The organism is Vibrio halioticoli NBRC 102217 (assembly GCF_000496695.1).
Classification (GTDB): Bacteria; Pseudomonadota; Gammaproteobacteria; order Enterobacterales; family Vibrionaceae; genus Vibrio; species Vibrio halioticoli.
Genome location: NZ_BAUJ01000048.1, coordinates 1 through 26,322 on the forward strand (window position 1 = coordinate 1; position 26,322 = coordinate 26,322).

A 26,322-nucleotide genomic window follows, 5' to 3' on the forward strand; every position below is an offset into this window, starting at 1 on the left:
GATAAGTAGTTATTCTACAATCAAAAATTCTAACGCCGTTATCGAGTATTTTAACAAGCTAGAATGACCAGTTATTTAGTACGATTGGTATTACATGTTTACATCACTAAGTGACCTCAGGATGACACGCACCCTGAAGTCACTTAGTGATATAAGCCACTTAGCTATATATTAACCTAAACATCCTAGATTTGGCACAAAACAAAAAGGTGACCCTAGGGCCACCTTTTTTCGATACGCTATGGCTAATAAATTAGCGACGCTTTCTAGTAAGTTCTGCAACTCTAACTTGAGCAATCGCTTTAGCCAATTCACTGGCTGCCTGAGCAAAGTCCATGTCGCCGTGCTGATTAAGAATGCTCTCTTCAGCTTTGCGTTTGGCTTCTTCTGCTTTAGAAGCATCGATATCTTCACCACGAATTGCTGTATCAGCCAGTACAGTTGCTGTACCAGGCTGAACTTCAACAATACCACCAGAGACATAAATGAACTCTTCGTGGCCGTGCTGCTTCACGATGCGAACCATACCAGGAGTAATAGCGGTCAACAGCGGAGTGTGGCCGTGGAAAATACCAAGCTCACCTTCGCTACCGGTCACCTGGAACGTTTCTACGCGCCCAGAAAACAGTTTTTTCTCTGCGCTAACTACGTCAAGGTGAAAGGTTATTGCTGCCATATTGCCTCCTAATCAGACTTATAGCTTCTTAGCGTTCTCTAGAGCTTGATCAATGCTACCGCAGTACATGAATGCTTGCTCTGGAATGTCGTCGTAATCACCAGCTAGTAGGCCTTTAAATCCACGTAGAGTCTCTTTAAGAGGTACGTAAACGCCTGGGTCACCTGTAAATACTTCCGCTACGTGGTAAGGCTGAGTAAGGAACTTCTCAATCTTACGCGCACGAGATACCACTTGCTTATCTTCTTCAGAAAGCTCATCCATACCTAGGATTGCGATGATATCTTTTAGCTCTTTATAGCGCTGTAGCGTAGTTTGAACGCCTGAAGCCACATCGTAGTGCTCTTGACCAACAACCAATGGATCAAGCATACGAGATGTAGAATCCAGTGGGTCAATCGCAGGGTATAGACCCATAGCAGCGATGTTACGGCTAAGTACAACCGTTGCATCCAAGTGAGCAAACGTGGTTGCTGGAGATGGATCCGTCAAGTCATCCGCAGGTACGTATACCGCCTGTACAGATGTGATAGAACCCGTCTTCGTAGACGTGATACGCTCCTGTAGTACACCCATCTCTTCTGCAAGAGTTGGCTGGTAACCTACCGCAGATGGCATACGACCTAGAAGTGCCGATACCTCTGTACCCGCAAGGGTATAACGATAGATGTTATCTACGAAGAACAGTACGTCACGGCCTTCATCACGGAAACGTTCCGCCATAGTAAGACCTGTCAGTGCAACGCGCAGACGGTTACCCGGTGGCTCGTTCATCTGACCGTAAACCATTGCTACTTTAGATTCTTCAGGGTTTTCGATGTTTACAACACCGGCTTCCTGCATTTCAAAGTAGAAATCGTTACCTTCACGAGTACGCTCACCTACACCCGCAAATACGGATAGGCCAGAGTGCTGTAGTGCGATGTTGTTGATAAGTTCCATCATGTTAACGGTCTTACCTACACCTGCACCACCAAATAGACCGATTTTACCACCCTTAGCGAATGGGCAAACCAAGTCGATAACTTTAACACCAGTTTCTAGAAGTTCAGTCGCGTTTGACTGGTCTTCATAACTAGGCGCTGGTCGGTGAATTTCGTAATGCTCTTCAGCACCGATATCTCCACACTCATCAATCGCGTCACCAAGAACGTTCATGATACGACCAAGAGTTTTAGTACCTACTGGAACTGTAATTGGAGCACCAGTATTTATAACATCTAGTCCACGACGTAAACCGTCTGAGCTACCCATTACGATAGTACGAACTACGCCACCGCCTAACTGTTGTTGAACTTCAAGAACTAAACGTTCTGGAGCGTCAACTACGTTAAGTGCGTCGTATACACGTGGTACTTCGCCTTGTGGGAACTCTACGTCGACTACCGCACCGATGATCTCTACGATCTTACCTGTAGCCATTGTTAATCCTCTAAACTAATTCGTTGTCCTAAAACTAAACCGCAGCTGCACCAGAACAAATTTCTGATAGCTCTTGGGTAATCGCAGCCTGACGAGCTTTGTTATACACAAGCTGTAAATCTTCGATCAGGTTGTTTGCGTTATCCGTTGCAGCTTTCATTGCCACCATTCGAGCGGCCTGCTCACAAGCTAGGTTCTCAACCACGCCTTGATACACACTAGATTCGATATAACGAATCAACAATGCATCTAGCAAAGGTTTCGGCTCTGGCTCGTAAATGTAGTCCCACTGATGGTCACGCTGCATTTCTTCGCTGTCTGATTTAGGTAAAGGCAGTAATTGATCGATCGTTGGTTCTTGAACCATAGTGTTCACAAACTTATTGAACACTATGAAGAGGCGATCCAACTCACCTTCATCATATTTCTTCAACATAACGCGTACTGAACCGATCAAATCTTCCAGACTTGGGTTATCACCCAGACCAGAAGTTTGAGCTGCTACTTTCGCGCCGCTGTTGTTAAAGAATGCTGTTGCCTTTGAGCCGATAACGGCTAAGTCAATTTCAGCACCACTTTCCTGCCAAGTTTGCATATCTAGAATGGCTTTTTTGAACAAGTTAATGTTCAAGCCACCACACAAACCACGGTCAGTAGAAACTATGATGTAACCAACACGCTTGGCTTCGCGTTCCTCTAGGTACGGATGTTTGTACTCTAGGCTACCGCTAGCCAAATGACCGATCACCTTACGCATTGTTTCTGCATATGGACGGGACGCTTCCATCGCATCTTGCGAGCGACGCATTTTTGAAGCGGCTACCATTTCCATTGCTTTCGTAATCTTCTGTGTGCTTTTAACACTACCGATTTTATTACGTATTTCTTTTGCGCCGGCCATCGTTACTCTCCGTTAGTAGGTGACTCTTTCAAGTCACCAACCAATTACCAGGTTTGGGTTGCTTTAAAATCAGTGACGATTTTTTGAAGCTGAGCTTCAATTTCGTCGTTGTAAGCACCCGTTTGGTTGATCTCTTCCGCTAGATCAGCGAACTGACCATGAGCATACGACAGTAGAGCGGCTTCAAAATCTAGAATCTTATTAAGTTCAATATCTTCTAGGAAACCACGCTCAGCAGCAAAGATAACAAGGGCTTGTGAGAACACTGACATAGGAGCGTATTGCTTCTGTTTCATCAGTTCTGTCACTTTAGCACCATGATCAAGTTGCTTCTTAGTCGTGTCATCAAGGTCTGAAGAGAACTGAGCAAATGCTGCTAGTTCACGGTATTGAGCTAGTGCTGTACGAATACCACCAGACAATTTCTTGATGATCTTAGTCTGCGCTGAACCACCTACACGAGATACCGAGATACCTGGGTCAACCGCTGGACGTACGCCGGCGTTGAATAGTTCAGTTTGAAGGAAGATCTGGCCATCAGTAATCGAGATTACGTTTGTAGGTACGAATGCTGATACGTCACCTGCTTGGGTTTCGATAATAGGAAGAGCGGTCAAAGAACCTGTCTTACCTTTTACTTCACCCTTGGTGAAACGCTCTACATACTCTTCGTTTACACGAGCAGCACGCTCTAGTAGACGAGAGTGAAGATAGAATACGTCACCAGGGAATGCTTCACGACCCGGTGGACGTTTCAGTAGTAGAGAGATTTGACGGTACGCTACCGCTTGCTTAGACAGATCATCATAGATGATCAATGCGTCTTCGCCACGGTCGCGGAAGTATTCACCCATTGCACAACCCGCATAAGGCGCTAGGTATTGCAGTGCAGCAGATTCAGATGCAGAAGCAACAACAACTACTGTGTTGGCTAGTGCACCGTGCTCTTCAAGCTTACGAACCACGTTAGCGATGGTTGAAGCTTTCTGGCCGATTGCTACATAAATTGAGAAAATACCAGAATCTTTCTGGTTAATGATGGCATCAATTGCCAGCGCTGTTTTACCAGTCTGACGGTCACCGATGATAAGTTCACGCTGACCACGACCGATAGGGATCATGGAATCAACTGACTTATAACCAGTTTGTACAGGTTGGTCTACCGACTTACGGTCGATAACGCCAGGTGCGATAACTTCTACAGGAGAAGTTAGTGCAGCGTTGATCGGTCCTTTACCATCAATAGGCTCACCAAGTGTGTTTACAACACGACCTAGTAATTCAGGGCCTACTGGAACCTCAAGGATACGACCAGTACCTGTAACTTTCATGCCTTCCTGTAGGTCAGCATATGGGCCCATTACTACTGCACCAACCGAGTCACGCTCAAGGTTAAGTGCGAGTGCGTATTTGCCACCCGGTAATTCAATCATTTCACCTTGCATAACGTCTGCAAGGCCGTGGATACGAATGATGCCATCGCTTACCGAAACGATAGTACCTTCGTTGCGAGCTTCATTTACAACGTTGAAAGATTCAATACGTTGTTTAATTAGATCGCTAATTTCCGTGGAATTAAGTTGCATGCTCCAATCCCCATTAAGACTGCAATGCATCGCTCAGGCGGTTCAAACGACCTCGCGCTGAGTTATCAATGACTAGGTCTCCGGCTCGAATAATAACCCCACCAAGTAGGGTCTCATCTATACTGCAATTCAGCTTCACTTTGCGGTCAAAGCGTTGCTCTAACTTGCTAATCATGTTGTCTTGCTGTTGTTTCGACAGCTCAGAAGCAGAAATCACATCCACATCAATAAGCTTATCGTGCTCTCGTCTAAGAGCTAAAAACTCAGCTAGAACAGAAGGTAACGCCTTTAATCGACCGTTACTTGCCATCACCTTAAGTAGGTTTTGGCCATGTTCATCAAGTTGTTCGCCACAAACCACAATGAGCAGTTCTGATAATTTGTTGGCTGTTAATGAGCCATCTAATACATCAGAAATTTCTTTGTGCTTCGTTACTTCGGCAGCAAAAGCCAACATTTGACCCCATTGGTCTAACGTGTCTTTTTCTACCGCAAAATCGAATGCTGCTTTAGCATAGGGGCGTGCGATTGTTACCAAATCCGACATAAGCGCCCCTTGTATTAAAGTTTTGCAGTAATGTTTTCAAGAATATCTTGTTGCGCATCTTTATCGATTGAGCGCTCCAAGATTTTCTCGGCACCAGCAATAGCCAGAGTAGCAACTTGTTTGCGCAGTTCATCGCGAGCGCGGCTACGGTCAGCTTCAACTTCTGCTTCAGCTTGCGCTAAGATTTTTTGGCGTTCCGCCTGTGCATCTTCGCGTGCTTCATCAATAATTTGAGCTTTACGTTTGTTCGCTGAATCGATGATCTCAGTTGCTGTGCGCTTCGCTTCTTTTAATTGTTCAGAAGCGTTGGCTTGTGCCAGGTTCAAGTTCTTTTCTGCGCGTTCAGCGGCAGATAGACCGTCAGCAATTTTCTTCTGACGTTCTTCGATCGCTTCAATGATTGGTGGCCATACATACTTCATGCAGAACCAGACAAACATTGCAAACGAGATTGCTTGACCTAGCAGAGTTGCGTTCATTTCCACAACAGCTACCCCTTTTAATTAATCAACAAAGTTTCAGATGAATGATCTACGATCTACTGATTAACCTGCTAGTTGACCAACAAATGGGTTTGCAAATGTGAATAGCAGTGCGATTACGATACCGATCATTGGGATCGCATCTAGAAGACCCGCGATGATAAACATCTTAACTTGCAGCATTGGGGCCATTTCTGGTTGGCGTGCAGCGCCTTCTAGGAATTTACCACCTAGGATAGCGAAGCCAATAGCAGTACCTACTGAACACAGACCAACGATGATCGCTACAGCAACAGCAGAAAAACTTAGAACAGTTTCCATTTGAAAATTCTCCAATAAAAATTTTAGAGTTTACGTTTATAAAATTAGTGATCACTATCTTCATGAGCCATCGATAGATATACGATCGTTAGCATCATAAATACAAAGGCTTGAATCAAAATAACCAAAATATGGAAGATAGCCCAAGGTAGAGAACCTACCCATTGTAAGTACCAAGGGAGCATTGCAGCACAAAGAATAAACACAACCTCACCTGCAAACATGTTACCGAACAAGCGCATACCTAAAGAGATAGGTTTGGCCAGTAGGGATACCGTTTCCAACAATAAGTTGAACGGAATCATGAGTGGATGGTTAAAAGGATGCAGTGCTAATTCTTTAGCAAAGCCACCGATGCCTTTAACTTTGATGCTGTAGTAAATCATCAGAGCAAAAACACCAAGTGCCATAGACATCGTAATACTCACGTCAGCTGTCGGAACCACTTTAAGATAAGGGATACCGGCTAGCTGTGCTGGATAAGGTAAGAAGTCGATAGGCACAAGGTCCATCAAGTTCATTAAAATAATCCACACGAATATTGTTAATGCCAACGGTGCAATCAACGGGTTGCGTCCATGGAAAGTGTCTTTTACGTTCTCACCAACGAATTCCACTACCATTTCTACAGCACATTGCAATCGGCTTGGTACACCAGTTGTTGCTTTCTTAGCTACTGAGCGAAATACCCAAAGGAATAACACACCAGTTAACACAGAAAAGAACAGGCTATCGATATGCACATTCCAGAAACTACCCTCAGCTACAACGCCTAACTTAGCTAAAGATAGATGTTGTAAGTGGTGGTCGATATAACTGGAAGATGTCAACGCTTCACCAGGCGTAGCCATAACTTTTCCTATTTTCTTTTGTTAATAAAAAACACTGGCGCAAACATATTTATAAGTAAGACCAGCAAATAGGTTAGCTTGAGAGGAACAAGTTCCAACTCCATATACACGTAAGCAATGGTAAACAAAACTATAGTTAGGAGTATCTTTAGCGCTTCACCTGTATAAAACGAAAAAGCGACAAATTTGACCGCTCTAGCGCCTGCATACATAAACGCGAATAAAGAAAACACTGCATTGGCTATGACAAAAATGCCACCACCGATAAGTGCCGATAGTCCCCAACTAGGATTAACAGTAATGCTTGCCCAAGTTGCCACTAACATAACCGCGCTAAACTCGATCATAAGCAAACGCTTTGCAAGCTCTCGCCCTGGTCTCGTTAACGCAGTTACCATGTATTCATTTCCTCGAAAAACAACTTTTGCTCAACTTTCATCAAGCAAAAATTCCGAATTATGTCTCCAACGTCATGTATTGCATGTGAAAATTCACGAAAAATAATGACTATATGGATCTACTTGAACTGAACCGATTATCACACGATGCGTTCAAGCTTCGCGATTAACAGTTCTAATTTGTGAGGCTCGTCAACACTAATCGTCAATTTTGCTGTACCACTTTTGTTTCTAATCAAAGAAACTTCATTTCCAAGCGTTTTTGACAATTTTTCTGACAAAGAAACCGCCTCTTGATCGATAATTTTTTTATCTTCTTTGGCTGGCGGCTGAAGGATATTTTTTACCAGTTGTTCCGTTTGTCTAACTGTAAGTTGTTTTTTAACAGCGATTAGTGCTGATTCAACTTGTTGCTTCCCATCAATTGCTAAAAGAGCTCTGGCATGCCCCATATCCAATAATCCATCAGAAACCAACTTTTTAACTTCTACTTCTAACTGATTTAAACGCAATAAGTTACTGACTGCTGTTCGCGACTTTCCTATTACTTCAGCTATTTGTTGATGCGATAATTCGAATTTAGTTCTTAAACTCTCTAACGCATGCGCTTCTTCAACGGCATTTAAATTTTCACGTTGAATATTTTCAATCAAGGCCATTGCGATTGCGGCTTTGTCTTGTACACGCTTAACAACACAAGGAACCTGAGTTAACCCCGCTTGTTTGGCTGCGCGCCAACGCCTTTCACCTGCAATGATTTCATACTTATTGTTGTCAACTTGACGGACAACAATCGGTTGAATAATACCTTGAGAGCGAATGGACGCGCTCAATTCTGCTAGGGCGTCCTCATCCATCTCTGTTCGAGGCTGATAAACACCCGGCTGTAAACGCTCTACAGCTATATCCTGCATGTCTCCACTCGTAGATGTACTGACTGAATCAGACTCATGAGTTGGCGTATTTTTCTCTCTTGCTATCGCACTTGTCGATAACAGTGCATCCAATCCTTTACCTAGACCGCGCTTTGACATTTATCTTGTTCCTTAGAAATTTTTTATACTGTAACTTCTTCACGGCGCAATATCTCCCCCGCAAGGGCAAGATAAGCTTTAGCTCCAGCTGAATGTTTATCATAATACATTGCTGGTTTGCCATGACTTGGAGCTTCAGCTAAGCGTACATTTCTAGGAATCACCGTACGATAAACTTTAGTGCCAAAGTGTTGCTTCAATTGATCCGAAACCTCATTAGAAAGACGGTTTCTTGGGTCAAACATTGTTCGCAACAAGCCTTCTATTTTTAAATTTTCATTGACTACAGCCGCTAGCTTACTGATGGTATCCATCAAAGCGGTCAAGCCTTCTAGTGCAAAATACTCACACTGCATTGGCACTAATACGGAATCAGAAGCTGCCATAGCGTTGATCGTCAGCAAGTTAAGTGATGGTGGGCAATCAATAAAAATAAAGTCATATTGATCACGTACATTTGCGAGGGCATTTTTTAGCCTAACTTCTCGAGCAAACACTTCCATCAATTTAATTTCTGCTGCCGTTACATCACCGTTGGCTGCAATCAGGTCGTATCCACCTGTTTTTGAGTGAGTCACCACCTCTGCAAACGGAGTTTCTTCCACAAGTAGATCATAAGCTGTTGTTTCTACTTGGTACTTATCCACACCACTTGCCATAGTGGCGTTGCCTTGAGGATCGAGATCGATCACTAAAATACTGCGCTTAGTCGCTGCCATCGAAGCGGCTAAGTTAACGCAGGTTGTGGTTTTGCCTACACCACCTTTCTGATTGGCAATTGATATAATTTTTCCCACGCTCAAACTCTTCCCTAATCTTGGTCTTGTAAGATTACAAGATGTCGCTCACCATCGAGCTCAGGTACTATCAAAGGTTTGACGCTGATCACGTTGCACCAATCAGGAAGTTGCGCTACCTCTTCTTGTGAGACTTGGCCTTTCAGAGCCACAAACACGCCAGAATCCTCTTTAGTCAAATGACGACACCAATTCACCATGTCGGTCATTGAAGCAAATGCTCGACTTAAAACGGCATCAAACTTCTGTTCTGGTTGAAATTCTTCAACTCGACTAAGAACAGGAGTGACGTTCTCAATTTTAAGTTCATGCAACACTTGCTTGATAAAGCGAATGCGCTTTCCAAGACTGTCTAGAAGGAAAAACTCACAATCGGGGTTCATTATCGCCAAAGGAACACCAGGTAAACCTGGGCCAGTACCTACATCAATAAATCGTTGTCCCTCTAAATGAGGTGACACCACAATACTGTCCATAATATGTTTAATTAACATATCGCTAGGATTACGTACCGACGTTAAGTTGTAGGCTTTGTTCCATTTGTTCAATAGTTCCACATAGCCGACCAACTGATCAATCTGTTTTGGTGAAACTGACAATTCTGTTTTTGCAATAAGTAATTCTAATTGTTGATGTAAACTCATTTTGCAATTTCCTCGCCTTTCTTCAAAAGGCCTTGTTTTTTAAGACAAACTAGCAAAATAGAGATGGCTGCAGGTGTGATTCCTGAGATGCGAGAAGCGATACCAATCGTCTCTGGTTTCATATCCGTTAGCTTGGCAACCACTTCATTTGAAAGGCCAGAAACCTGAGAGTAGTCAAATTCGTAAGGGATTTGAGTATTTTCATGACGCATCGATTTAGCTATTTCATCTTGCTGACGCTGAATATAACCTTCGTATTTCACCTGAATTTCCACTTGCTCTGAGGCTTGTTGATCCTCAAGAGCAGGAGCAAACATATCCAACTCAGTCAGCTGTTGATAATTGAGCTCTGGTCTACGCAAAAGATCTTCACCGCTTGCCTCTCTGGTTAACGGCGTTTTCAGTAGCTTATTAAGCTCAGCCACGCCTTCAGATTTCGGGTTGACCCATATGCCTGCTAGTCGTTGACGTTCCGTGGCCATGCCTTCCATTTTTTGGTTAAAGCGCGCCCAACGTTGTTCAGAGATTAAGCCAAGTTCATGCGCTTTTTCGGTTAAACGAACATCGGCGTTGTCTTCGCGTAACAGCAATCGATATTCTGCACGTGAGGTAAACATACGATACGGTTCTTTGGTGCCCATAGTGGATAGATCATCAATCAATACCCCCATGTAAGCTTGATCGCGACGTGGTGACCAACCTTCTTTTTCTTGAGAGAACAAACTGGCGTTCAAACCCGCCATCAGGCCTTGCGCAGCGGCTTCTTCGTAACCGGTAGTACCGTTGATCTGACCGGCTAGGAAAAGTCCCTTAATAAATTTGGTTTCGTAAGTGTGTTTCAAATCTCGAGGATCAAAGAAATCATACTCAATCGCATAACCTGGGCGCACAATATGCGCATTTTCAAAACCTTTCATTGAGCGAACAATCTGTACTTGAACATCAAAAGGAAGGCTGGTTGAAATACCATTTGGGTACAGTTCGTGAGTGCTTAGTCCCTCTGGCTCAATAAAAATTTGGTGGCTGTTTTTATCGGCAAAACGCATCACCTTGTCTTCAATTGATGGACAATATCTAGGACCAATACCTTCGATAACCCCAGCATACATTGGGCTTCGGTCGAGGTTATTGCGAATCACTTCATGAGTCGATTCATTGGTATGGGTTATGTAACAAGGCACTTGAGGTGGCTGCTGATTACGATTACCAATGAAGGAGAAAACTGGAGTTGGATTGTCACCGTGCTGCACATCAAGCTGACTAAAATCAACACTACGAGCATCAATTCTTGGTGGAGTACCGGTTTTTAGTCGATCCACTCTAAATGGAAGATCACGCAATCGCTGCGCTAAAGCGATCGATGAAGGATCACCTGTACGACCACCAGACGCGCTTTCCATTCCGATATGGATCTTTCCGCCTAGGAAGGTACCAACGGTCAATACAACGGCTTTGGCTTCGAATTTAAGCCCCATTTGTGTGATAACACCCCTGACCTGATCATTCTCAACGATCAGATCATCGACCGACTGTTGAAACAAAGTTAAGTTAGGAGTGTTTTCTAATTCTGTACGAACAAACGCTTTGTACAATGCACGATCCGCTTGTGCTCTAGTCGCACGAACAGCTGGACCTTTGGAAGCGTTTAGAGTTCTAAATTGAATACCTGCATGATCAATGGCGCGTGCCATTAATCCACCCATAGCATCAACCTCTTTCACAAGGTGACCTTTACCAATACCGCCAATGGCCGGATTGCAAGACATCTGACCTAAAGTGTCAATATTGTGAGTCAACAACAGTGTCTTTTGGCCTGTTCTTGCTGCAGATAAGGCTGCTTCAGTACCAGCATGACCACCACCAACGATGATGACATCAAATTTTTCGTGATAAAACATGAGTTGACCTCGAATATTGCTATCGTGAAATGAGTGAACAAAAAGGAGGCGTATTCTACCTTCTTTCTGATCATTAGAAAATTGCTTTTAATGTTTTACACAATTTACCCGTTCTTAAATATATATAAGATCTTTATATAGATCTTTTATTAGATCTATTATTAAGCAAGCGATCTAGTGTGGATAAGTTAGATTTGATTAATAAGATCAATAGCTTTGAGAGGATCACTTTCTGTGATCTTGAGTGGATCTAACTCTGTATTAACTGGGATCAAAAATGCCACTTATGCACAGGGGGATAGATCACTATAAGTTGTTAATGGGATAACTATAGGTTAAACACTGGATACCTAGGTACTTATCCACAGAAAATAATTTTCTAACTGCTGTTTTTATGAACAAATATTAGGCAAAAAGAAAAGCCGTTGTGCTTTTCACTGCATCAACGGCTTAGATATAGAGAGGAAAGTGGAGAGTTAGAACAGGTGTTTGTGGTCTTCAAACCAATCTTCAATGGCTTCTTCAGGTACTGGATGACGCAATACATCTATCGTTAAGCACTCTGTTAACGCGGTAGCACCTATATCTTCTAGCAGTTCATGGCAATGCAGGCCAGCACCACAAAAGGTGTCGTAACTTGAGTCCCCAATAGCTATCACACTATAGTTTAGCGCTTGAGTATTCGGTGGTGTGTCTTGAAGCTGCGCGATAAAAGGCTGAATGTTCTCTGGGTAGTCGCCTGCTCCATGGGTAGAGGTAACAACGAGCCAAGTACCTTGAGGATCGATGTCATTGAGGTTTGGATGGTTGTGGATTTCAGTATCTTTGCCCAATTCCTGCAGTAAATCGCTAAGATGATCGGCAACATATTCTGCGCCACCTAATGTGCTACCAGTGATTAAATGAATTGTCGACATTGTTATTTACCTATACAGAATGATGAGAAAATTCTACCTAGAAGATCATCAGAGCTGAATTCGCCAGTGATCTCATTCAGGTGCTGTTGCGTAATTCTTAGCTCTTCTGCCAGGATCTCACCCGCCATAAAGCCCTCTAGCTGCTGTTGACCAATAGATAGGTGCTCTGCTGCCTTATCTAGTGAATCTAAGTGTCTGCGGCGTGCCATAAAGCCTCCCTCTGTGTTACCAGAGAAGCCCATACACTCTTTTAGATGAGTGCGCAGTGCATCAACACCGTCGCCTGTTTTCGCACTAAGACGAATGAGGGTCGGATCGTTGACATGACAGATACCTAAGCTTTCTTGGGTTTGATCAACTTTATTGCGGATTACTGTCATACCCATATTATCCGGTAATCGATCCACAAAATCAGGCCAGATATCTAACGGATTTGTCGCATCTGTAGTTGTGCCATCCACCATAAACAACACGCGGTCGGCTTGCTGGATTTCTTCCCAAGCACGCTCAATACCTATTTTTTCAACTTCGTCAGAGGCTTCACGTAAACCTGCGGTGTCTATGATATGCAGCGGCATACCATCAATGTGGATATGCTCACGAAGCACATCTCGCGTGGTACCGGCAATATCGGTCACAATGGCCGACTCTTTGCCTGATAACGCGTTCAGTAGGCTGGATTTACCTGCATTAGGACGGCCGGCAATCACGACCTTCATGCCTTCACGCATAATGGCGCCTTGGTTGGCTTCGGCACGTACGGCTTCGAGGTTGTTGATGATGGTTTGTAAGTCATTGCTGACTTTGCCATCGGCCAGAAAATCAATTTCTTCTTCTGGAAAATCGATAGCAGCTTCGACATAAATACGTAGGTGAATCAATGACTCTACTAAGGTCGTAATTCGTTTTGAAAACTCGCCTTGTAGCGACTGGAGCGCTGATTTAGCCGCCTCTTCGGAACTGGCATCAATAAGGTCGGCAATGGCTTCAGCTTGCGTTAAATCCATCTTGTCATTGAGGAAAGCGCGCTCTGAGAACTCACCAGGTCGAGCAGGGCGGATATTCGCAATGCTTAGGATGCGTTTGATCAGCATATCCATAACGACTGGGCCACCGTGGCCTTGCAGTTCTAAAACATCTTCGCCAGTAAAAGAGTGTGGATTAGGAAAATACAGTGCGATGCCCTGATCCAGTTGGCGACCTTCATCGTCAACGAAGGGGAGGTATTCCGCTCTTCTTGGCTGAAGCTCACGTCCTACCACTAGTTTAGCAACTTGCTTGGCTTGTGGGCCTGAAACTCGAATAATGCCGACTCCGCCACGTCCGGGCGCTGTGGCTTGAGCCACAATTGTATCATTAGTCATGTTGGTCTCAATTGGGATAATTAGGTAAATTGTATACTTAAACGACAACAAGTAAAAAAATAAAAAGGCGACCCTAAGGTCGCCTTCTCTTATTCATATTGGCTAGCTTAAGCTCTATTTAGAGTGTAAGCCTTTTTTCTCTAGACCTTTGTAGATCAACGTTTGCTGAATTAGCGTAACAACGTTTGATACCAACCAGTATAGAACTAGACCGGATGGGAACCATAGGAAGAAGAAAGTAAACATAACCGGCATAAAGGTCATGATCTTCTGCTGCAGTGGATCCGTTACAGTAGTTGGGCTCATTCTCTGAATCATAAACATACTTGCACCCATTAATAGAGGCAGGATGTAGTACGGGTCTTGAGCTGAAAGGTCAGTAATCCAACCAAAGAATGGAGAGTGACGTAGTTCAACAGACTCCATTAGTGCCCAGTATAGAGAGATGAAAATCGGCATTTGCAGAACAAGAGGTAGACAGCCACCCAGTGGGTTTACTTTCTCTTTCTTGTACAGCGCCATCATTTCTTGGCTCATACGTTGACGGTCATCACCAATACGCTCACGCATAGCGGCTAACTTAGGCTGTAGCATGCGCATTTTAGCCATAGAGGTGTACTGAGCTTTTGTTAGTGGGTACATAGCACCACGAACGATGAAAGTCAGAACCATGATTGCTAGACCCCAGTTAACTACTACGCCTTGAATCATAGATAGTAACCAGTGTAGTGGTTTCGCGATGAACCATAACCAACCGTAGTCAACTACTAGCTCAAGATGTGGTGCTACAGCTGCCATTTGGTTTTGCAGTTTAGGACCAACCCAAAGAGTTGACTTTATTTCACCAGTTTGACCTGTTGCGATAGTTTTGTTTGGAAGACGAACACCGATATCGCCTAGGTTACCCACTACACGAGTGTATAGGGTTGCACCTTGTGCATCACGAGGTACCCAAGCTGAAGCGAAGTAGTGCTCAAGCATTGCAACCCAACCTTGGCCTTCACTTAGGTTTTGTTGAAGGTTACGCTCTTCCATATTCTTGAAGCTGTACTTTTTGTAGCGAGTAGACTCTGTTGAGTATGCACCGCCACGGTAAGTTGGCATTGTTAAGCTGCCACCAGCATCTTGTAGGTTTTGACGTAGGTGTGCGTACATACCTACGGTAGCATTAGCACCAGAATTGTTCTCTACATCGTAAACAACATCGATAGCATAGCTACCACGTTTTAGAATGAAGGTTTTGGTGTAGTTAATGCCATTAGCAGAGAAAGTCATTGGGATGCGCAATTCATCTTGGCCATCAGCTAGCGTAAAGCTGTCTGAATTCACTTTGTAGTGAGGGCGAGATTTGCTGCTTAAATCGATACCTTGAGGACCAATTAGACCACTTTGCGCAATATACTGCTTGTTGCCTTCTTTGTGCAAAAGAACAAAACGTTCTTTTGAACCGAAATCTTTAGCATACTCATTTAGCTCAGCGGACACTACATCACCACCGACAGAATCGATAGATAGATTAAGTACGTCAGTTTTAACGGATACAATGCTTGCCGTATGGTGTGCTTCTGGAGCAGGATCTGCCATTTCATCCGTAAATGAAGGTGCTGGCAATGTACTATCAGTACTAGATTGTGCCTGGTTAGTCACAGGAGCTACTGGGGTTGTATGTGTTTGCCATTGTTTAAATAGCAAAAATGAAACCATAGCTAATGCGATAAACAGAATATTACGTTGAGAACCCATCGTTATTTATCTCTGTTTGTTGTGTTTTTAGGTGGTACAGGATCGTATCCGCCATCATTTAAAGGGTGGCATTTTAATAGACGTTTGCCCGATAACCAACACCCTTTTACAAATCCGTGACTTTTTAATGCCAAGATTGTGTATTCGGAGCAGGTTGGGGTAAAACGACAGCGTGGCCCGATGAACGGACTAATACCATATCGATATAGGTTAACGAGACCTATCGCTATCCACGTGAGGGGCGAGAAAGTCTTTGCCATAACTTATCGAAGAGTTTAAACATATCATCATTGCTTAATTCTTGGGCACTTTTCTTTGCGATAACAACGAAATCTTTGTTAGCAAGTTTGTGTTGATTAAGACGGAAACTTTCTCTTGCTATCCTCTTGAATCGATTACGACCTACAGCAGTTTTAATTTGCTTTTTAGGTACAGCCAATCCGAGTCGTGGATGAGAAAGAGAATTGTTACGAGCGATAATAGTAAAATGAGGGGAACCAGCTCTATGAGCTTTTTCGAAGACTTTTTGATAATGCTCGGGAGTTAACAGACGTAACTCCCGATTGAACGCGTACGTAGTCAAAATAATCGCGAATTATTTTGAAAGGCGCGCACGGCCTTTTGCACGACGTGCATTAATTACTTTACGACCGTTCTTAGTAGCCATACGAGCACGGAAACCGTGAGTACGTTTACGCTTTAGAACTGAAGGTTGAAAAGTGCGTTTAGACATGGTTATTACCTTTACTGATCAGTAGTTTTTAGGTTCTTGTTAAACCCGACGTGGGCTATATATCTCTCTTATATAAGAGGGATACCGACGTCTCTCAACAAAGAGGCGGAATTGTAATCACTGTATTCAAAATAGTCAATGATTGGTTTAACCCCAAGACAAGTTATCTTTATCTTAACGGTCTATAAATAGACAGTGACAAAGCTACCTGACTAGAAATTCCGGTCGACGGATTATACTTGTAAAAAATCAAAGCACAAGGATCTTATTTGATCCCAACTTTATTTAGGAACTTCTTCAAGCGAGGATCTTGTGGGTTACCAAAGATATCCCCAGGTTTTCCCTGCTCAATAATATGCCCATCAGCCATGAAGATCACTTTATCAGCCACTTCACGAGCAAATTGCATTTCATGGGTCACCACCAGCATTGTTTGGTGTTGAGCCGCTAATTTCTTCATTAAACTAAGTACTTCACCGACCCATTCAGGATCGAGTGCAGAGGTAGGCTCATCAAATAGTAACAGTTCTGGTTCAAACGCCATTGCGCGGCCAATACCTACGCGTTGCTGTTGACCACCGGAAAGGGCAGCTGGGTAACTATCGCCTTTATCTCCCAAACCAATGTCGTCCAAAATCTCTTGCGCTCTCTGTAGTGCTTGGTCTTTTTTCCAGCCACGGACAGTTATCAGCCCTTCAGCAATGTTCTGACGCGCTGTCATATGAGCAAATAGAGCGTAGTTTTGGAATACAAAGCCGGTTTTGCGTCGCAAGGCGAGTTCTTCAGCTTTAGTGTGCTTGGCGCAGTTTACATAGGTATCGTCTATGCTAATTTCGCCTTGCTCTGCAGATTCAAGGAAGTTAACACAACGTAGCAGGGTAGATTTACCTGTACCACTAGAGCCAATAATGACGATAATTTCGCCTTTTTCAATCTCTATATCAATGCCTTTCAGTATCTCACTGTCACCGAAACGTTTGTGTATATTCTTTAGCTTAATCATCTTTGATACGCCCTATTTAATCTATGTTCTGCCCAGATTTGCACTCGAGTTAGCACGATGACTACCAGCCAATAGATAAGTGCAACCGCTAGGAATGCTTCAAAGAATCGGAAACTTGAAGAGGCTTCCATTTGTGCTTTCGCCATAATTTCAGCCACACCGAGAGTGAAGGCTAATGACGTTGATTTAATCATATCGATGAAATAGTTCATCAAAGAAGGCAATGCTACTCGACTAGCTTGAGGCAAAATGACTCGCAGCATGGCTTGACGCGTAGTCATGCCGATTGAGCGACAAGCCTCCATTTGGCTGCGGTCAATGCCTATGATGGCGGCTCGAATACTTTCGGTCATATACACAGCAAAGTGCAAGGTTAAGCCGATGATGGTTGCAGTAAACGCGTCTATTCCTACTAATATCGGGAATATTTGTGGTAGCCCGTAATAAAGCAAGAATAGTTGAACCAACAATGGCGTAGCACGAAAGAAGCTAATATAGAGTTGGCTAAGCTGATCTAGCACAGGGATCTTAAACACTCGAATATTCGCCAGAATAAGAGCGAGGATTAGGGCAAAAATACCACCTAGTACCGCCATCTCTAGGGTAATGTGCAAATACTTAAATAGTATCGGCAATAACTCCAGCATGTAGTTTAAATCAAAGCCCATGTTTAAAACCTATGTTGTTCCGTTTTGTTGTGTAAAAAGCAAAGCCCACTATTTCATTAGAAATAGTGGGCTACAAGCCTAAAGCGATTCTGCTGAATCTATATAGCTACACTATTATTTAGTGACATCAGCATCGAACCATTTGTTTGAAATTTTAGCTAGTGTACCGTCTTTACGCATTGCAGTAAGGGTTTCATTAACCACTTTTTGCAATTTACGGCCTTTATCGTTTTTAACGAATGGCATAGCACTATCGATAGTTTCAAAAGGTTGGCCTGCTAATTGTAGCGGCAAACCGGTTTTCTTGATAAGTGATAGGGCAGACAAGCGGTCCATAACAAATGCATCAGCACGACCAAGAGCAACATCATGTTCAATACCAGTATCATACGTTTTGATGTTGATTGAGTTGTCTTTATTGTGATCACGCAAAATCTGTTCGAAGTTAGAACCTAAGTTCACCGCGACAGTTTTACCTGATAGATCATCGATGGTTTTAATGCTGTCATTACCTTTACGCACAGTAATTTGCACGCCATTCACTACATAAGCGTCAGAGAAAAGGTATTTAGCTTTACGTGCATCTGTTGGAGTAATTTGATTAGAAATAGTATCAATATGTCCTGTTTCTAGCATACCAAATAGGCCAGAGAAACTAGAGGTTACGTATTTTACATCGTAATCATTGCGACGAGCAATTTCGTCCCACATATCAACTTCAAACCCTTGTAGTTTATCTTTCTCTACAAAAGTAAACGGGTAATAGCGTCCAGACATGCCCACTTTTATTTCTGTTGCAGCGTGAGCTGCTTGTCCTAAGGTTGCAACTAGTGCAACCGCGTAAATTAGACCTTTTATCCAGTTTTTCATACTACTACTCCACGTGTTTATGCTGCGAATATTACAGTTTAGTGAGACTTAATCTAATACTTAAAAGTTATTAACAATAACACTTGGTTTTAGTTCTTTTTCCTGAAAAGGAATGTGAAAAAGCTTGGGGATAACCTAGGCTCTAGTAAACCAGTAAGGCTTTATAAGGATAATTCTGTGGGTAATCTTGTCGATCTTTGGTAAATCTCACGATTAATTGTGAATAACTTTGATCTTATACACTGGATCTTCGATCATTTGCTAGCGATCTTGATAATCTGGGGGTAAAATTACTCTCCTTAATTTTTAATCTACTCGTATTGTGGGGTCGATGTGTCATCTTCGCTTTGGACTCAATGTTTGCAGCAACTTCAAGAAGAGCTTCCTGCAACCGAATTCAGCATGTGGGTACGACCACTGCAAGCTGAGTTAAGCGGTAATACGCTTACTTTATTCGCCCCAAACCGATTTGTGTTGGATTGGGTACGCGATAAGTACATCAATAGCATCAATCGTCACCTGCAAGAATTTTGCGATAACGATATTCCTAGCCTTAGATTTGAGGTGGGAAGCAAGCCTGTTTCTGCTCCACCACCCGTGAAAAAGACCGCAGCCGACGTTGCCGCTGAATTTTCGGCACCGGCGCAACTTGCTAGACGCAGACCTGTACATAAAACCTGGGATAACGACAGTGACGTTTCTGATATCACTTACCGTTCTAACGTCAATGTTAAGCATCGCTTTAATAACTTTGTTGAAGGTAAATCAAACCAACTCGGTTTAGCAGCAGCTCGACAAGTGTCGGATAATCCTGGAGCCGCATACAATCCGCTGTTCTTATATGGTGGAACAGGTTTAGGTAAAACGCACTTATTGCACGCAGTAGGTAACGCCATTGTTGATAACAAACCAAACGCGAAAGTGGTGTATATGCACTCTGAGCGTTTTGTTCAGGATATGGTTAAGGCATTACAAAACAATGCCATTGAAGAATTTAAACGTTACTACCGCAGTGTAGATGCGCTATTAATCGATGATATTCAGTTCTTTGCCAATAAAGAGCGTTCTCAAGAAGAGTTTTTCCATACCTTTAATGCATTATTAGAAGGTAATCAGCAAATTATTCTTACTTCAGATCGTTATCCAAAAGAGATTAACGGCGTTGAAGATCGCTTAAAATCTCGTTTTGGCTGGGGACTGACGGTTGCTATCGAACCACCTGAACTAGAAACGCGCGTCGCAATCTTGATGAAGAAAGCTGAAGACCATCAAATTCATCTTGCTGATGAAGTGGCGTTCTTTATTGCTAAACGTCTGCGTTCTAACGTTCGTGAGTTAGAGGGTGCGTTGAACCGTGTCATTGCTAATGCTAATTTCACTGGCCGCCCGATTACTATCGATTTTGTTCGAGAAGCGCTACGTGACTTGTTAGCTCTGCAAGAGAAGCTAGTTACTATTGATAATATTCAAAAGACAGTCGCTGAATATTACAAAATTAAAGTCGCTGACCTATTGTCTAAGCGTCGTTCACGTTCTGTTGCTCGTCCACGTCAATTGGCGATGGCGCTAGCCAAAGAACTGACCAACCACAGCTTGCCAGAAATCGGTGATGCGTTTGGTGGGCGTGACCATACTACGGTGCTACATGCATGCCGTAAAATAGAGCAGCTTCGAGAAGAGAGTCACGATATTAAAGAAGACTACTCGAATCTAATCCGTACACTTTCATCGTAATAGGTTATTAATAGAATGAAATTCACTATTAATCGTCAGCATCTTATTAAGCCACTACAGCAAGTTTCTGGTGCGTTAGCGGGTCGTCCTGCTCTGCCTATTTTAGGTAACGTGCTACTTAAAGTGGATAATGGCATCTTATCGATGACCGCAACTGACCTTGAAGTTGAGCTGATCAGCCAAGTACAGCTAGAAAACGATTTTGAACCGGGGAGCGTGACTGTTCCTTCGCGTAAGTTCTTTGATATTTGTCGTGGTCTTCCTGACAATGCCGACATTTCGTTGTCATTAGATGCAGAGCGAGTCATTGTTCGCTCTGGTCGTAGTCGCTTTTCTTTAGCGACTTTGCCTGCTATCGATTTCCCTAATATCGAAGATTGGCAATCAGACATCGAATTAACCCTGACGCAAGGCCACCTGCGCTCTTTAATAGAGAAGACTCAGTTCTCTATGGCCAATCAGGATGTGCGTTATTACCTAAATGGTATGTTGTTTGATATTGATGGCAATACATTGCGCTCTGTCGCCACTGATGGTCACCGTATGGCGGTATCAGAAACCACATTAGTGGACAGCTATTCTCAGCAACAAGTGATTATCCCGCGTAAGGGTGTACTTGAGCTGATGAAAATTTTAGACCAACCTGATGAAGCGGTAAGCTTGTTGATTGGTTCTTCAAATATTCGAGTGAGCGTGGCGAATTTTGTCTTCACTTCGAAGCTCGTTGATGGTCGTTTCCCAGATTATCGCCGCGTAATGCCACAAAATACCACTAAAACAGTGATTGCTGAATGTGATGATTTGCGTCAAGCATTCTCGCGAGCGGCTATTTTATCGAATGAAAAATTCCGTGGGGTAAGGGTCAACCTTTCTAGCGGGACGATGCAAATTACCGCCAACAACCCTGAGCAAGAAGAAGCACAAGAGGTGGTTGATGTTGACTATCAAGGTGATGATTTAGAAATCGGCTTTAACGTAAGCTACGTGCTAGATGTACTAAATGCGGTACGTTGTGAAAAAGTGTCTATTTCTATGTCAGACGCAAATGCCAGTGCCTTGATTGAGAATGCTGAAGATTCAAGCGCTCAATACGTGGTAATGCCGATCCGTCTATAACGGTATGCCTCTTAGTCGTCTCATAATAAAACAGTTTAGAAATATAGAAGCCTGCGACATTAGTCCGTCGTCAGGCTTCAATTTTCTGATTGGTGCTAATGGAAGCGGAAAAACCAGTCTTCTTGAAGCTGTGTATCTTCTGGGTCATGGACGCTCTTTTAAAAGCTCCATCACTGGGCGAATTATTCAGCATCAATGTGATGAGCTATTCGTACACGGGAGATTGCAAAACTCTCAACAGTTTGAGCTTCCACTTGGTATTAATAAGCGTCGTGATGGTACAACAGAGGTTAAAATATCCGGTGAGTCTGGTCAGAAATTAGCGGAACTGGCTAAAGTATTGCCTTTGCAGCTTATTCATCCAGAGGGCTTTAATCTGCTGACAGACGGCCCTAAACATCGCCGTGCCTTTATTGATTGGGGTGTTTTTCACTGTGAACCTCAATTTTATGAGGCGTGGGGGCGGGTAAAGCGCCTGAATAAACAGCGAAACGCTCTGTTAAAGACAGCGACCAGCTATCGAGAGTTAAGTTACTGGGATCAAGAACTGGCTAAGCTTGCCGAAATGATTTCCAATTGGCGCGCTGAATACGTCGCACAACTTAAGGAAGTAGCCGAACCTTTGTGCCGTGATTTTTTGTCTGAATTTGATGTTTCGATCTCCTTCTATCAAGGTTGGGAGAGAGGAGCCGATTATGCACAATTATTAGAGAAAAATTTCGAGAGAGATCAGCACCTTGGCTATACTTTTAGTGGCCCAAATAAAGCTGACCTAAAAATCAGAGTAAACGGTACTCCAGTAGAAGATATCTTATCTCGTGGACAACTTAAATTATTAGTATGTGCGCTTAGAGTTGCACAAGGTCAACACCTAACAAAACTCACAGAAAAGCAGTGTATATATCTAATAGATGACTTTGCATCAGAGCTTGATAGTCAACGCAGAGCACGCTTAGCGGACTGTTTGAAGGAAACTGGAGCACAAGTATTTGTAAGCTCTATTACAGAAAGCCAAATTGCTGAAATGAACAGCGAAAATAGCAAGATGTTTCATGTGGAACGTGGCAAAATAGAGTTAGTAAAATAAGGGACTGACCGTATGCGTCGTCCCCTAATGTAGCAGTGCAAATTATACTAATTTGACCAAAAATAGAGATTTGAACAAATGAGGGCTACAAACCCCTCAAATTATAAATTTAAGTCCTAAAGCGCTACCTCAAGTGCTAGGGTGTTTTTAACCCCTTAGCGTAGTAGAACATATTCAATATAGATGGCTATTATCACGACTTGCTAGCTCACCATTTGGTTGAGAGCAATATGGATGATTAATAGGCCCAAATAGAGAGTAACTCATGGCAGAAAATTACGATTCATCGAGTATTAAAGTACTAAAAGGTCTAGATGCGGTTCGTAAGCGTCCAGGTATGTACATAGGTGATACAGACGACGGAACAGGTCTTCACCACATGGTATTCGAGGTAGTGGATAACTCTATAGATGAAGCGTTAGCAGGTCACTGTAACGATATCGTAGTAACTATTCATGACGACGATTCAGTTTCTGTTCGAGATGACGGTCGCGGTATTCCGACTGAATTGCACGAAGAAGAGCAAGTATCCGCAGCAGAGGTTATCATGACCGTTCTGCACGCCGGTGGTAAATTTGACGACAACTCTTATAAAGTGTCGGGCGGTCTTCACGGTGTAGGTGTTTCAGTTGTAAACGCACTGTCTAGAAAAGTTACCTTGACCATTCATCGTGGCGGTAAAATTCACACTCAAACCTATAAGCATGGTGAGCCTCAAGCGCCACTAAAAGCGATTGGTGATACAGATAAAACGGGTACTGAAATTCGTTTCTGGCCAAGTGAAGAAACTTTCACCAATATTGAGTTCTACTATGACATCTTAGCGAAACGACTGCGTGAACTGTCGTTCTTGAACTCAGGTGTGTCAATCAACTTAGTTGATGAGCGCGTAGAAGATAAATCTGATCACTTCATGTTTGAAGGTGGTATCAAAGCGTTCGTTGAACATCTAAACACCAATAAAACGCCAATTATCCAGAAAATTTTCTATTTTGATATCGAGCGTGAAGATGGCATTACTGTTGAAGTAGCAATGCAGTGGAACGATGGTTTCCAAGAGAACATCTACTGCTTTACTAACAACATTCCACAACGCGATGGCGGTACTCACTTAGCGGGTTTCCGTTCTGCACTAACGCGTACTTTGAATACCTTTATGGATAAAGAAGGTTTTTCTAAGAAAGCAAAAGCGGCAACCTCTGGTGATGATGCTCGTGAAGGTTTGACTGCGGTTGTTTCCGTTAAAGTTCCAGATCCTAAATTCTCAAGCCAAACTAAAGACAAGCTAGTTTCATCTGAAGTGAAATCAGCGGTTGAGTCTGCAATGGGTGAGAAGCTGTCTGAGTTCCTTGTTGAAAACCCAGGCGAAGCAAAAATTGTGTGTGGTAAAATCATTGATGCAGCGCGCGCTCGTGAAGCGGCTCGTAAAGCACGTGAAATGACTCGTCGTAAAGGCGCATTAGATTTAGCCGGTCTGCCAGGTAAACTTGCAGATTGCCAAGAAAAAGATCCAGCCCACTCTGAACTATACATAGTGGAAGGGGACTCAGCGGGCGGTAGTGCGAAGCAAGGCCGTAACCGTAAGAACCAAGCGATTCTTCCTCTTAAAGGTAAAATCCTAAACGTTGAGAAAGCACGTTTTGATAAAATGCTGTCTTCTCAAGAAGTGGCAACCTTAATTACGGCACTTGGCTGTGGTATTGGTCGTGACGAATACAACCCAGAAAAACTGCGTTACCACAACATCATCATCATGACCGATGCCGATGTGGATGGTTCTCACATCCGTACGCTACTACTGACCTTCTTCTACCGTCAAATGCCAGAGCTTATTGAGCGTGGCTACATCTACATTGCTCAGCCACCGCTTTACAAAGTGAAGAAAGGCAAACAAGAGCAATACATTAAAGATGAAGATGCAATGACTCAGTATCAAACCTCTTTAGCGTTAGATAATGCTGCATTGTTTGTGAACCCTGAAGCGCCAGCGCTTTCTGGTGAACCTCTAGAAGCATTGGTTACTCAGTTTAACCAAGCAACTAAATTGGTAGAGCGTATGGCTCGTCAATTACCAAAAGCCTTGGTTGAAGAGTTCATTTACGTTCCTCGCCTAACGGCTGAGCAGTGTCAAGACGAAGCGACTGTTACTGCTTGGGGTGAGCGTTTGATTGCTCAACTAAATACTAAAGAAGTGGGCGCAAGCCAGTACAGCTTAGAAGTTGAAAAACACCAAGAGCTGAACGTTTGTCTTCCGAAAGTCGTTGTGCGTACTCACGGTGTTCATTACGAATATCTAATTAGCTTAGAGCTACTAGCAACCAAAGAGTACGACAAGTTAGCGACGCTTTCTGATGCTCTTGATGGGCTATTAGAAGAAGGTGCTTTTGTGAAACGTGGCGAGCGCACTGCGCAAGTTTCGACTTTCCTAGAAGTGCTTGAATGGTTATCTAAAGAGTCACGTCGTGGTCTATCACTACAGCGTTACAAAGGTCTAGGTGAAATGAACCCTGATCAACTTTGGGAAACCACTATGGACCCTGATACTCGCCGTATGATGCAAGTTACTATTGATGATGCAGTAAGCGCAGATCTATTGTTTACCACACTAATGGGTGATCACGTAGAACCTCGTCGTCGCTTCATCGAAGATAATGCACTGAAAGTAGCTAACTTAGACGTGTAATTTATATGCGTCATTCTATTCGGCAACAAGCCTGATAGAGTGTGAGTTAAGCTATTGAATCATAAGCACTGCCTATTTTTAGGTGGTGCTTTTTTTTGCTTTGTTATTGGAAAAGAAATATAGGGTTTTAAATTTTTTTTAGAAAAAACCTTGAAACAGAGATTGTCTATCCTTATATCTAGTTATGAAGAAGATGCCTGATGGGTCTTCTGAACCGCTTTACTCGCTTCGCTCTTTTAGAGGAAGGACAGTAGAAAGCACACAACTTAACTTTGTTGAAACCATGTCCTTGATGGAATGGAAACAACACCCTTAATCCGCCACTCTGGGTTAAGGCTATTGCTAATGAATAGGATAGTATTATGAGAACTGTAGATTTCACTCCTTTGTACCGCAACGCTATTGGCTTCGATCGTCTATTAAACATGATGGAGTCTTCTTCTGCCAAAAATGCTTCTGCGGGATACCCTCCATACAACATCGAACAGCAAGATGAACACAACTACCGTATCACTATGGCGGTTGCTGGATTTGCTGATGATCAGCTAGATATTACGCAAAAAGAAAACGTACTGATTGTGCGTGGTGAACGCCAAGCAGAAGAAGGTAAAACCTACATTTACCAAGGTATTGCTGAGCGTGACTTTGAACGTAAATTCCAGTTGGCTGACTACGTAAAAGTGGTGGGTGCGACTATGGAAAATGGTTTATTGCACATTGATTTACAACGCGAAATCCCTGAAGCAATGCAACCTCGTAAAATTGCGATTAATGGTAGCAAACTCATTGATGGTAACACGGGTTCTGCACAGTAATGAGCAATAAAACAAAGTAGTGAAAGAGCGCC

General features: G+C 43.1%; 27 protein-coding genes. 5 read left to right on the plus strand and 22 right to left on the minus strand.

Features of this window, described 5'->3' with window-relative positions:
• Positions 1-253 precede the first annotated feature (253 nt).
• The 22 genes from VHA01S_RS13355 to VHA01S_RS13455 all read right to left on the minus strand — a co-directional run bounded on the left by VHA01S_RS13355 (position 254) and on the right by VHA01S_RS13455 (position 18,855).
• Positions 254-676, minus strand: a complete 423-nt coding sequence (locus VHA01S_RS13355; RefSeq protein ID WP_021714809.1) for a F0F1 ATP synthase subunit epsilon — start codon at positions 674-676, stop codon at positions 254-256.
• 18 nt (positions 677-694) lie between these two features.
• Positions 695-2,098, minus strand: coding sequence for a F0F1 ATP synthase subunit beta (gene atpD / locus VHA01S_RS13360; protein WP_023404896.1), 1,404 nt, complete (start codon positions 2,096-2,098; stop codon positions 695-697).
• A gap of 34 nt (positions 2,099-2,132) precedes the next feature.
• Positions 2,133-2,999, minus strand: coding sequence for a F0F1 ATP synthase subunit gamma (gene atpG / locus VHA01S_RS13365; RefSeq protein ID WP_023404897.1), 867 nt, complete (start codon positions 2,997-2,999; stop codon positions 2,133-2,135).
• Positions 3,000-3,043: 44 nt separating this feature from the next.
• Entirely contained in the window at positions 3,044-4,585 is a 1,542-nt protein-coding gene (gene atpA, locus VHA01S_RS13370; protein WP_023404898.1) for a F0F1 ATP synthase subunit alpha, read from the minus strand.
• Positions 4,586-4,598: 13 nt separating this feature from the next.
• Positions 4,599-5,132 carry a F0F1 ATP synthase subunit delta gene (gene atpH / locus VHA01S_RS13375; RefSeq protein ID WP_023404899.1) on the minus strand — a complete coding sequence of 178 codons (534 nt, stop codon included), beginning with the start codon at positions 5,130-5,132 and terminating at the stop codon, positions 4,599-4,601.
• A 14-nt stretch (positions 5,133-5,146) separates the two neighbouring features.
• Positions 5,147-5,617 carry a F0F1 ATP synthase subunit B gene (gene atpF, locus VHA01S_RS13380; protein ID WP_023404900.1) on the minus strand — a complete coding sequence of 157 codons (471 nt, stop codon included), beginning with the start codon at positions 5,615-5,617 and terminating at the stop codon, positions 5,147-5,149.
• Positions 5,618-5,677: 60 nt separating this feature from the next.
• A complete protein-coding gene (gene atpE / locus VHA01S_RS13385) occupies positions 5,678-5,935 on the minus strand; it encodes a F0F1 ATP synthase subunit C (RefSeq protein ID WP_017029793.1) in 258 nt (85 codons plus the stop codon).
• Positions 5,936-5,979: 44 nt separating this feature from the next.
• Positions 5,980-6,786: a F0F1 ATP synthase subunit A gene (atpB, locus tag VHA01S_RS13390; RefSeq protein ID WP_023404901.1), complete on the minus strand. Its 807-nt coding sequence runs from the start codon at positions 6,784-6,786 to the stop codon at positions 5,980-5,982.
• An 8-nt stretch (positions 6,787-6,794) separates the two neighbouring features.
• Complete coding sequence (locus VHA01S_RS13395) at positions 6,795-7,184, minus strand: F0F1 ATP synthase subunit I (protein WP_023404902.1); 390 nt, start codon at positions 7,182-7,184, stop codon at positions 6,795-6,797.
• 140 nt (positions 7,185-7,324) lie between these two features.
• Positions 7,325-8,218 (minus strand): ParB/RepB/Spo0J family partition protein, encoded by an 894-nt coding sequence (locus VHA01S_RS13400; protein ID WP_023404903.1) that lies wholly within the window; start codon positions 8,216-8,218, stop codon positions 7,325-7,327.
• A gap of 23 nt (positions 8,219-8,241) precedes the next feature.
• Entirely contained in the window at positions 8,242-9,015 is a 774-nt protein-coding gene (locus tag VHA01S_RS13405) for a ParA family protein (protein ID WP_023404904.1), read from the minus strand.
• Positions 9,016-9,029: 14 nt separating this feature from the next.
• Positions 9,030-9,659 carry a 16S rRNA (guanine(527)-N(7))-methyltransferase RsmG gene (rsmG, locus tag VHA01S_RS13410; protein WP_023404905.1) on the minus strand — a complete coding sequence of 210 codons (630 nt, stop codon included), beginning with the start codon at positions 9,657-9,659 and terminating at the stop codon, positions 9,030-9,032.
• A complete protein-coding gene (gene mnmG, locus VHA01S_RS13415; RefSeq protein WP_023404906.1) occupies positions 9,656-11,557 on the minus strand; it encodes a tRNA uridine-5-carboxymethylaminomethyl(34) synthesis enzyme MnmG in 1,902 nt (633 codons plus the stop codon). The genes rsmG and mnmG overlap by 4 nt, the downstream gene beginning before the upstream one ends.
• A 476-nt stretch (positions 11,558-12,033) precedes the next feature.
• A complete protein-coding gene (gene mioC / locus VHA01S_RS13420; RefSeq protein WP_023404907.1) occupies positions 12,034-12,474 on the minus strand; it encodes an FMN-binding protein MioC in 441 nt (146 codons plus the stop codon).
• A gap of 2 nt (positions 12,475-12,476) precedes the next feature.
• Positions 12,477-13,838 (minus strand): tRNA uridine-5-carboxymethylaminomethyl(34) synthesis GTPase MnmE, encoded by a 1,362-nt coding sequence (gene mnmE, locus VHA01S_RS13425; protein ID WP_023404908.1) that lies wholly within the window; start codon positions 13,836-13,838, stop codon positions 12,477-12,479.
• Between the two features lie 114 nt (positions 13,839-13,952).
• Complete coding sequence (yidC, locus tag VHA01S_RS13430) at positions 13,953-15,581, minus strand: membrane protein insertase YidC (RefSeq protein WP_023404909.1); 1,629 nt, start codon at positions 15,579-15,581, stop codon at positions 13,953-13,955.
• A 2-nt stretch (positions 15,582-15,583) separates the two neighbouring features.
• Positions 15,584-15,841 (minus strand): membrane protein insertion efficiency factor YidD, encoded by a 258-nt coding sequence (gene yidD, locus VHA01S_RS18190; protein ID WP_023404910.1) that lies wholly within the window; start codon positions 15,839-15,841, stop codon positions 15,584-15,586.
• Positions 15,808-16,131, minus strand: coding sequence for a ribonuclease P protein component (gene rnpA / locus VHA01S_RS13435; RefSeq protein WP_240432763.1), 324 nt, complete (start codon positions 16,129-16,131; stop codon positions 15,808-15,810). Before rnpA ends, yidD begins: the two co-directional genes overlap by 34 nt.
• 45 nt (positions 16,132-16,176) lie before the next feature.
• Complete coding sequence (gene rpmH / locus VHA01S_RS13440) at positions 16,177-16,314, minus strand: 50S ribosomal protein L34 (protein ID WP_004400210.1); 138 nt, start codon at positions 16,312-16,314, stop codon at positions 16,177-16,179.
• Between the two features lie 265 nt (positions 16,315-16,579).
• Positions 16,580-17,317, minus strand: coding sequence for an amino acid ABC transporter ATP-binding protein (locus VHA01S_RS13445; protein WP_023404912.1), 738 nt, complete (start codon positions 17,315-17,317; stop codon positions 16,580-16,582).
• Positions 17,314-17,985, minus strand: a complete 672-nt coding sequence (locus VHA01S_RS13450) for an amino acid ABC transporter permease (protein WP_023404913.1) — start codon at positions 17,983-17,985, stop codon at positions 17,314-17,316. The genes VHA01S_RS13445 and VHA01S_RS13450 overlap by 4 nt, the downstream gene beginning before the upstream one ends.
• Before the next feature lie 114 nt (positions 17,986-18,099).
• Positions 18,100-18,855, minus strand: a complete 756-nt coding sequence (locus VHA01S_RS13455; protein WP_023404914.1) for an amino acid ABC transporter substrate-binding protein — start codon at positions 18,853-18,855, stop codon at positions 18,100-18,102.
• Between the two features lie 333 nt (positions 18,856-19,188).
• On the opposite strand from VHA01S_RS13455, the gene dnaA reads away from it, so the two are divergent.
• The 5 genes from dnaA to VHA01S_RS13480 all read left to right on the plus strand — a co-directional run bounded on the left by dnaA (position 19,189) and on the right by VHA01S_RS13480 (position 26,290).
• Positions 19,189-20,589, plus strand: coding sequence for a chromosomal replication initiator protein DnaA (gene dnaA / locus VHA01S_RS13460; protein WP_039970971.1), 1,401 nt, complete (start codon positions 19,189-19,191; stop codon positions 20,587-20,589).
• A gap of 15 nt (positions 20,590-20,604) precedes the next feature.
• A complete protein-coding gene (gene dnaN / locus VHA01S_RS13465; RefSeq protein WP_023404916.1) occupies positions 20,605-21,705 on the plus strand; it encodes a DNA polymerase III subunit beta in 1,101 nt (366 codons plus the stop codon).
• Positions 21,706-21,709: 4 nt separating this feature from the next.
• Entirely contained in the window at positions 21,710-22,792 is a 1,083-nt protein-coding gene (gene recF, locus VHA01S_RS13470) for a DNA replication/repair protein RecF (protein WP_023404917.1), read from the plus strand.
• A 265-nt stretch (positions 22,793-23,057) separates the two neighbouring features.
• Positions 23,058-25,475 carry a DNA topoisomerase (ATP-hydrolyzing) subunit B gene (gene gyrB / locus VHA01S_RS13475; RefSeq protein ID WP_023404918.1) on the plus strand — a complete coding sequence of 806 codons (2,418 nt, stop codon included), beginning with the start codon at positions 23,058-23,060 and terminating at the stop codon, positions 25,473-25,475.
• A gap of 362 nt (positions 25,476-25,837) precedes the next feature.
• Complete coding sequence (locus tag VHA01S_RS13480; protein WP_023404919.1) at positions 25,838-26,290, plus strand: Hsp20 family protein; 453 nt, start codon at positions 25,838-25,840, stop codon at positions 26,288-26,290.
• Positions 26,291-26,322: the final 32 nt, after the last annotated feature.

Excerpts from the sequence above, each read along its gene's own strand:
- atpB (WP_023404901.1), bottom strand. The coding sequence starts at position 6,786 with ATGGCTACGCCTGGTGAAGCGTTGACATCTTCCAGTTATATCGACCAC.
- VHA01S_RS13400 (WP_023404903.1), bottom strand. The coding sequence starts at position 8,218 with ATGTCAAAGCGCGGTCTAGGTAAAGGATTGGATGCACTGTTATCGACA.
- rsmG (WP_023404905.1), bottom strand. The coding sequence starts at position 9,659 with ATGAGTTTACATCAACAATTAGAATTACTTATTGCAAAAACAGAATTG.
- atpE (WP_017029793.1), bottom strand. The coding sequence starts at position 5,935 with ATGGAAACTGTTCTAAGTTTTTCTGCTGTTGCTGTAGCGATCATCGTT.
- VHA01S_RS13355 (WP_021714809.1), bottom strand. The coding sequence starts at position 676 with ATGGCAGCAATAACCTTTCACCTTGACGTAGTTAGCGCAGAGAAAAAA.
- recF (WP_023404917.1), top strand. The coding sequence starts at position 21,710 with ATGCCTCTTAGTCGTCTCATAATAAAACAGTTTAGAAATATAGAAGCC.
- VHA01S_RS13455 (WP_023404914.1), bottom strand. The coding sequence starts at position 18,855 with ATGAAAAACTGGATAAAAGGTCTAATTTACGCGGTTGCACTAGTTGCA.
- dnaN (WP_023404916.1), top strand. The coding sequence starts at position 20,605 with ATGAAATTCACTATTAATCGTCAGCATCTTATTAAGCCACTACAGCAA.
- atpH (WP_023404899.1), bottom strand. The coding sequence starts at position 5,132 with ATGTCGGATTTGGTAACAATCGCACGCCCCTATGCTAAAGCAGCATTC.
- mioC (WP_023404907.1), bottom strand. The coding sequence starts at position 12,474 with ATGTCGACAATTCATTTAATCACTGGTAGCACATTAGGTGGCGCAGAA.
- VHA01S_RS13395 (WP_023404902.1), bottom strand. The coding sequence starts at position 7,184 with ATGGTAACTGCGTTAACGAGACCAGGGCGAGAGCTTGCAAAGCGTTTG.
- VHA01S_RS13450 (WP_023404913.1), bottom strand. The coding sequence starts at position 17,985 with ATGGGCTTTGATTTAAACTACATGCTGGAGTTATTGCCGATACTATTT.
- rpmH (WP_004400210.1), bottom strand. The coding sequence starts at position 16,314 with ATGTCTAAACGCACTTTTCAACCTTCAGTTCTAAAGCGTAAACGTACT.
- VHA01S_RS13445 (WP_023404912.1), bottom strand. The coding sequence starts at position 17,317 with ATGATTAAGCTAAAGAATATACACAAACGTTTCGGTGACAGTGAGATA.
- mnmG (WP_023404906.1), bottom strand. The coding sequence starts at position 11,557 with ATGTTTTATCACGAAAAATTTGATGTCATCATCGTTGGTGGTGGTCAT.
- atpD (WP_023404896.1), bottom strand. The coding sequence starts at position 2,098 with ATGGCTACAGGTAAGATCGTAGAGATCATCGGTGCGGTAGTCGACGTA.
- VHA01S_RS13480 (WP_023404919.1), top strand. The coding sequence starts at position 25,838 with ATGAGAACTGTAGATTTCACTCCTTTGTACCGCAACGCTATTGGCTTC.
- atpG (WP_023404897.1), bottom strand. The coding sequence starts at position 2,999 with ATGGCCGGCGCAAAAGAAATACGTAATAAAATCGGTAGTGTTAAAAGC.
- gyrB (WP_023404918.1), top strand. The coding sequence starts at position 23,058 with ATGGCAGAAAATTACGATTCATCGAGTATTAAAGTACTAAAAGGTCTA.
- yidC (WP_023404909.1), bottom strand. The coding sequence starts at position 15,581 with ATGGGTTCTCAACGTAATATTCTGTTTATCGCATTAGCTATGGTTTCA.
- mnmE (WP_023404908.1), bottom strand. The coding sequence starts at position 13,838 with ATGACTAATGATACAATTGTGGCTCAAGCCACAGCGCCCGGACGTGGC.
- yidD (WP_023404910.1), bottom strand. The coding sequence starts at position 15,841 with ATGGCAAAGACTTTCTCGCCCCTCACGTGGATAGCGATAGGTCTCGTT.
- atpA (WP_023404898.1), bottom strand. The coding sequence starts at position 4,585 with ATGCAACTTAATTCCACGGAAATTAGCGATCTAATTAAACAACGTATT.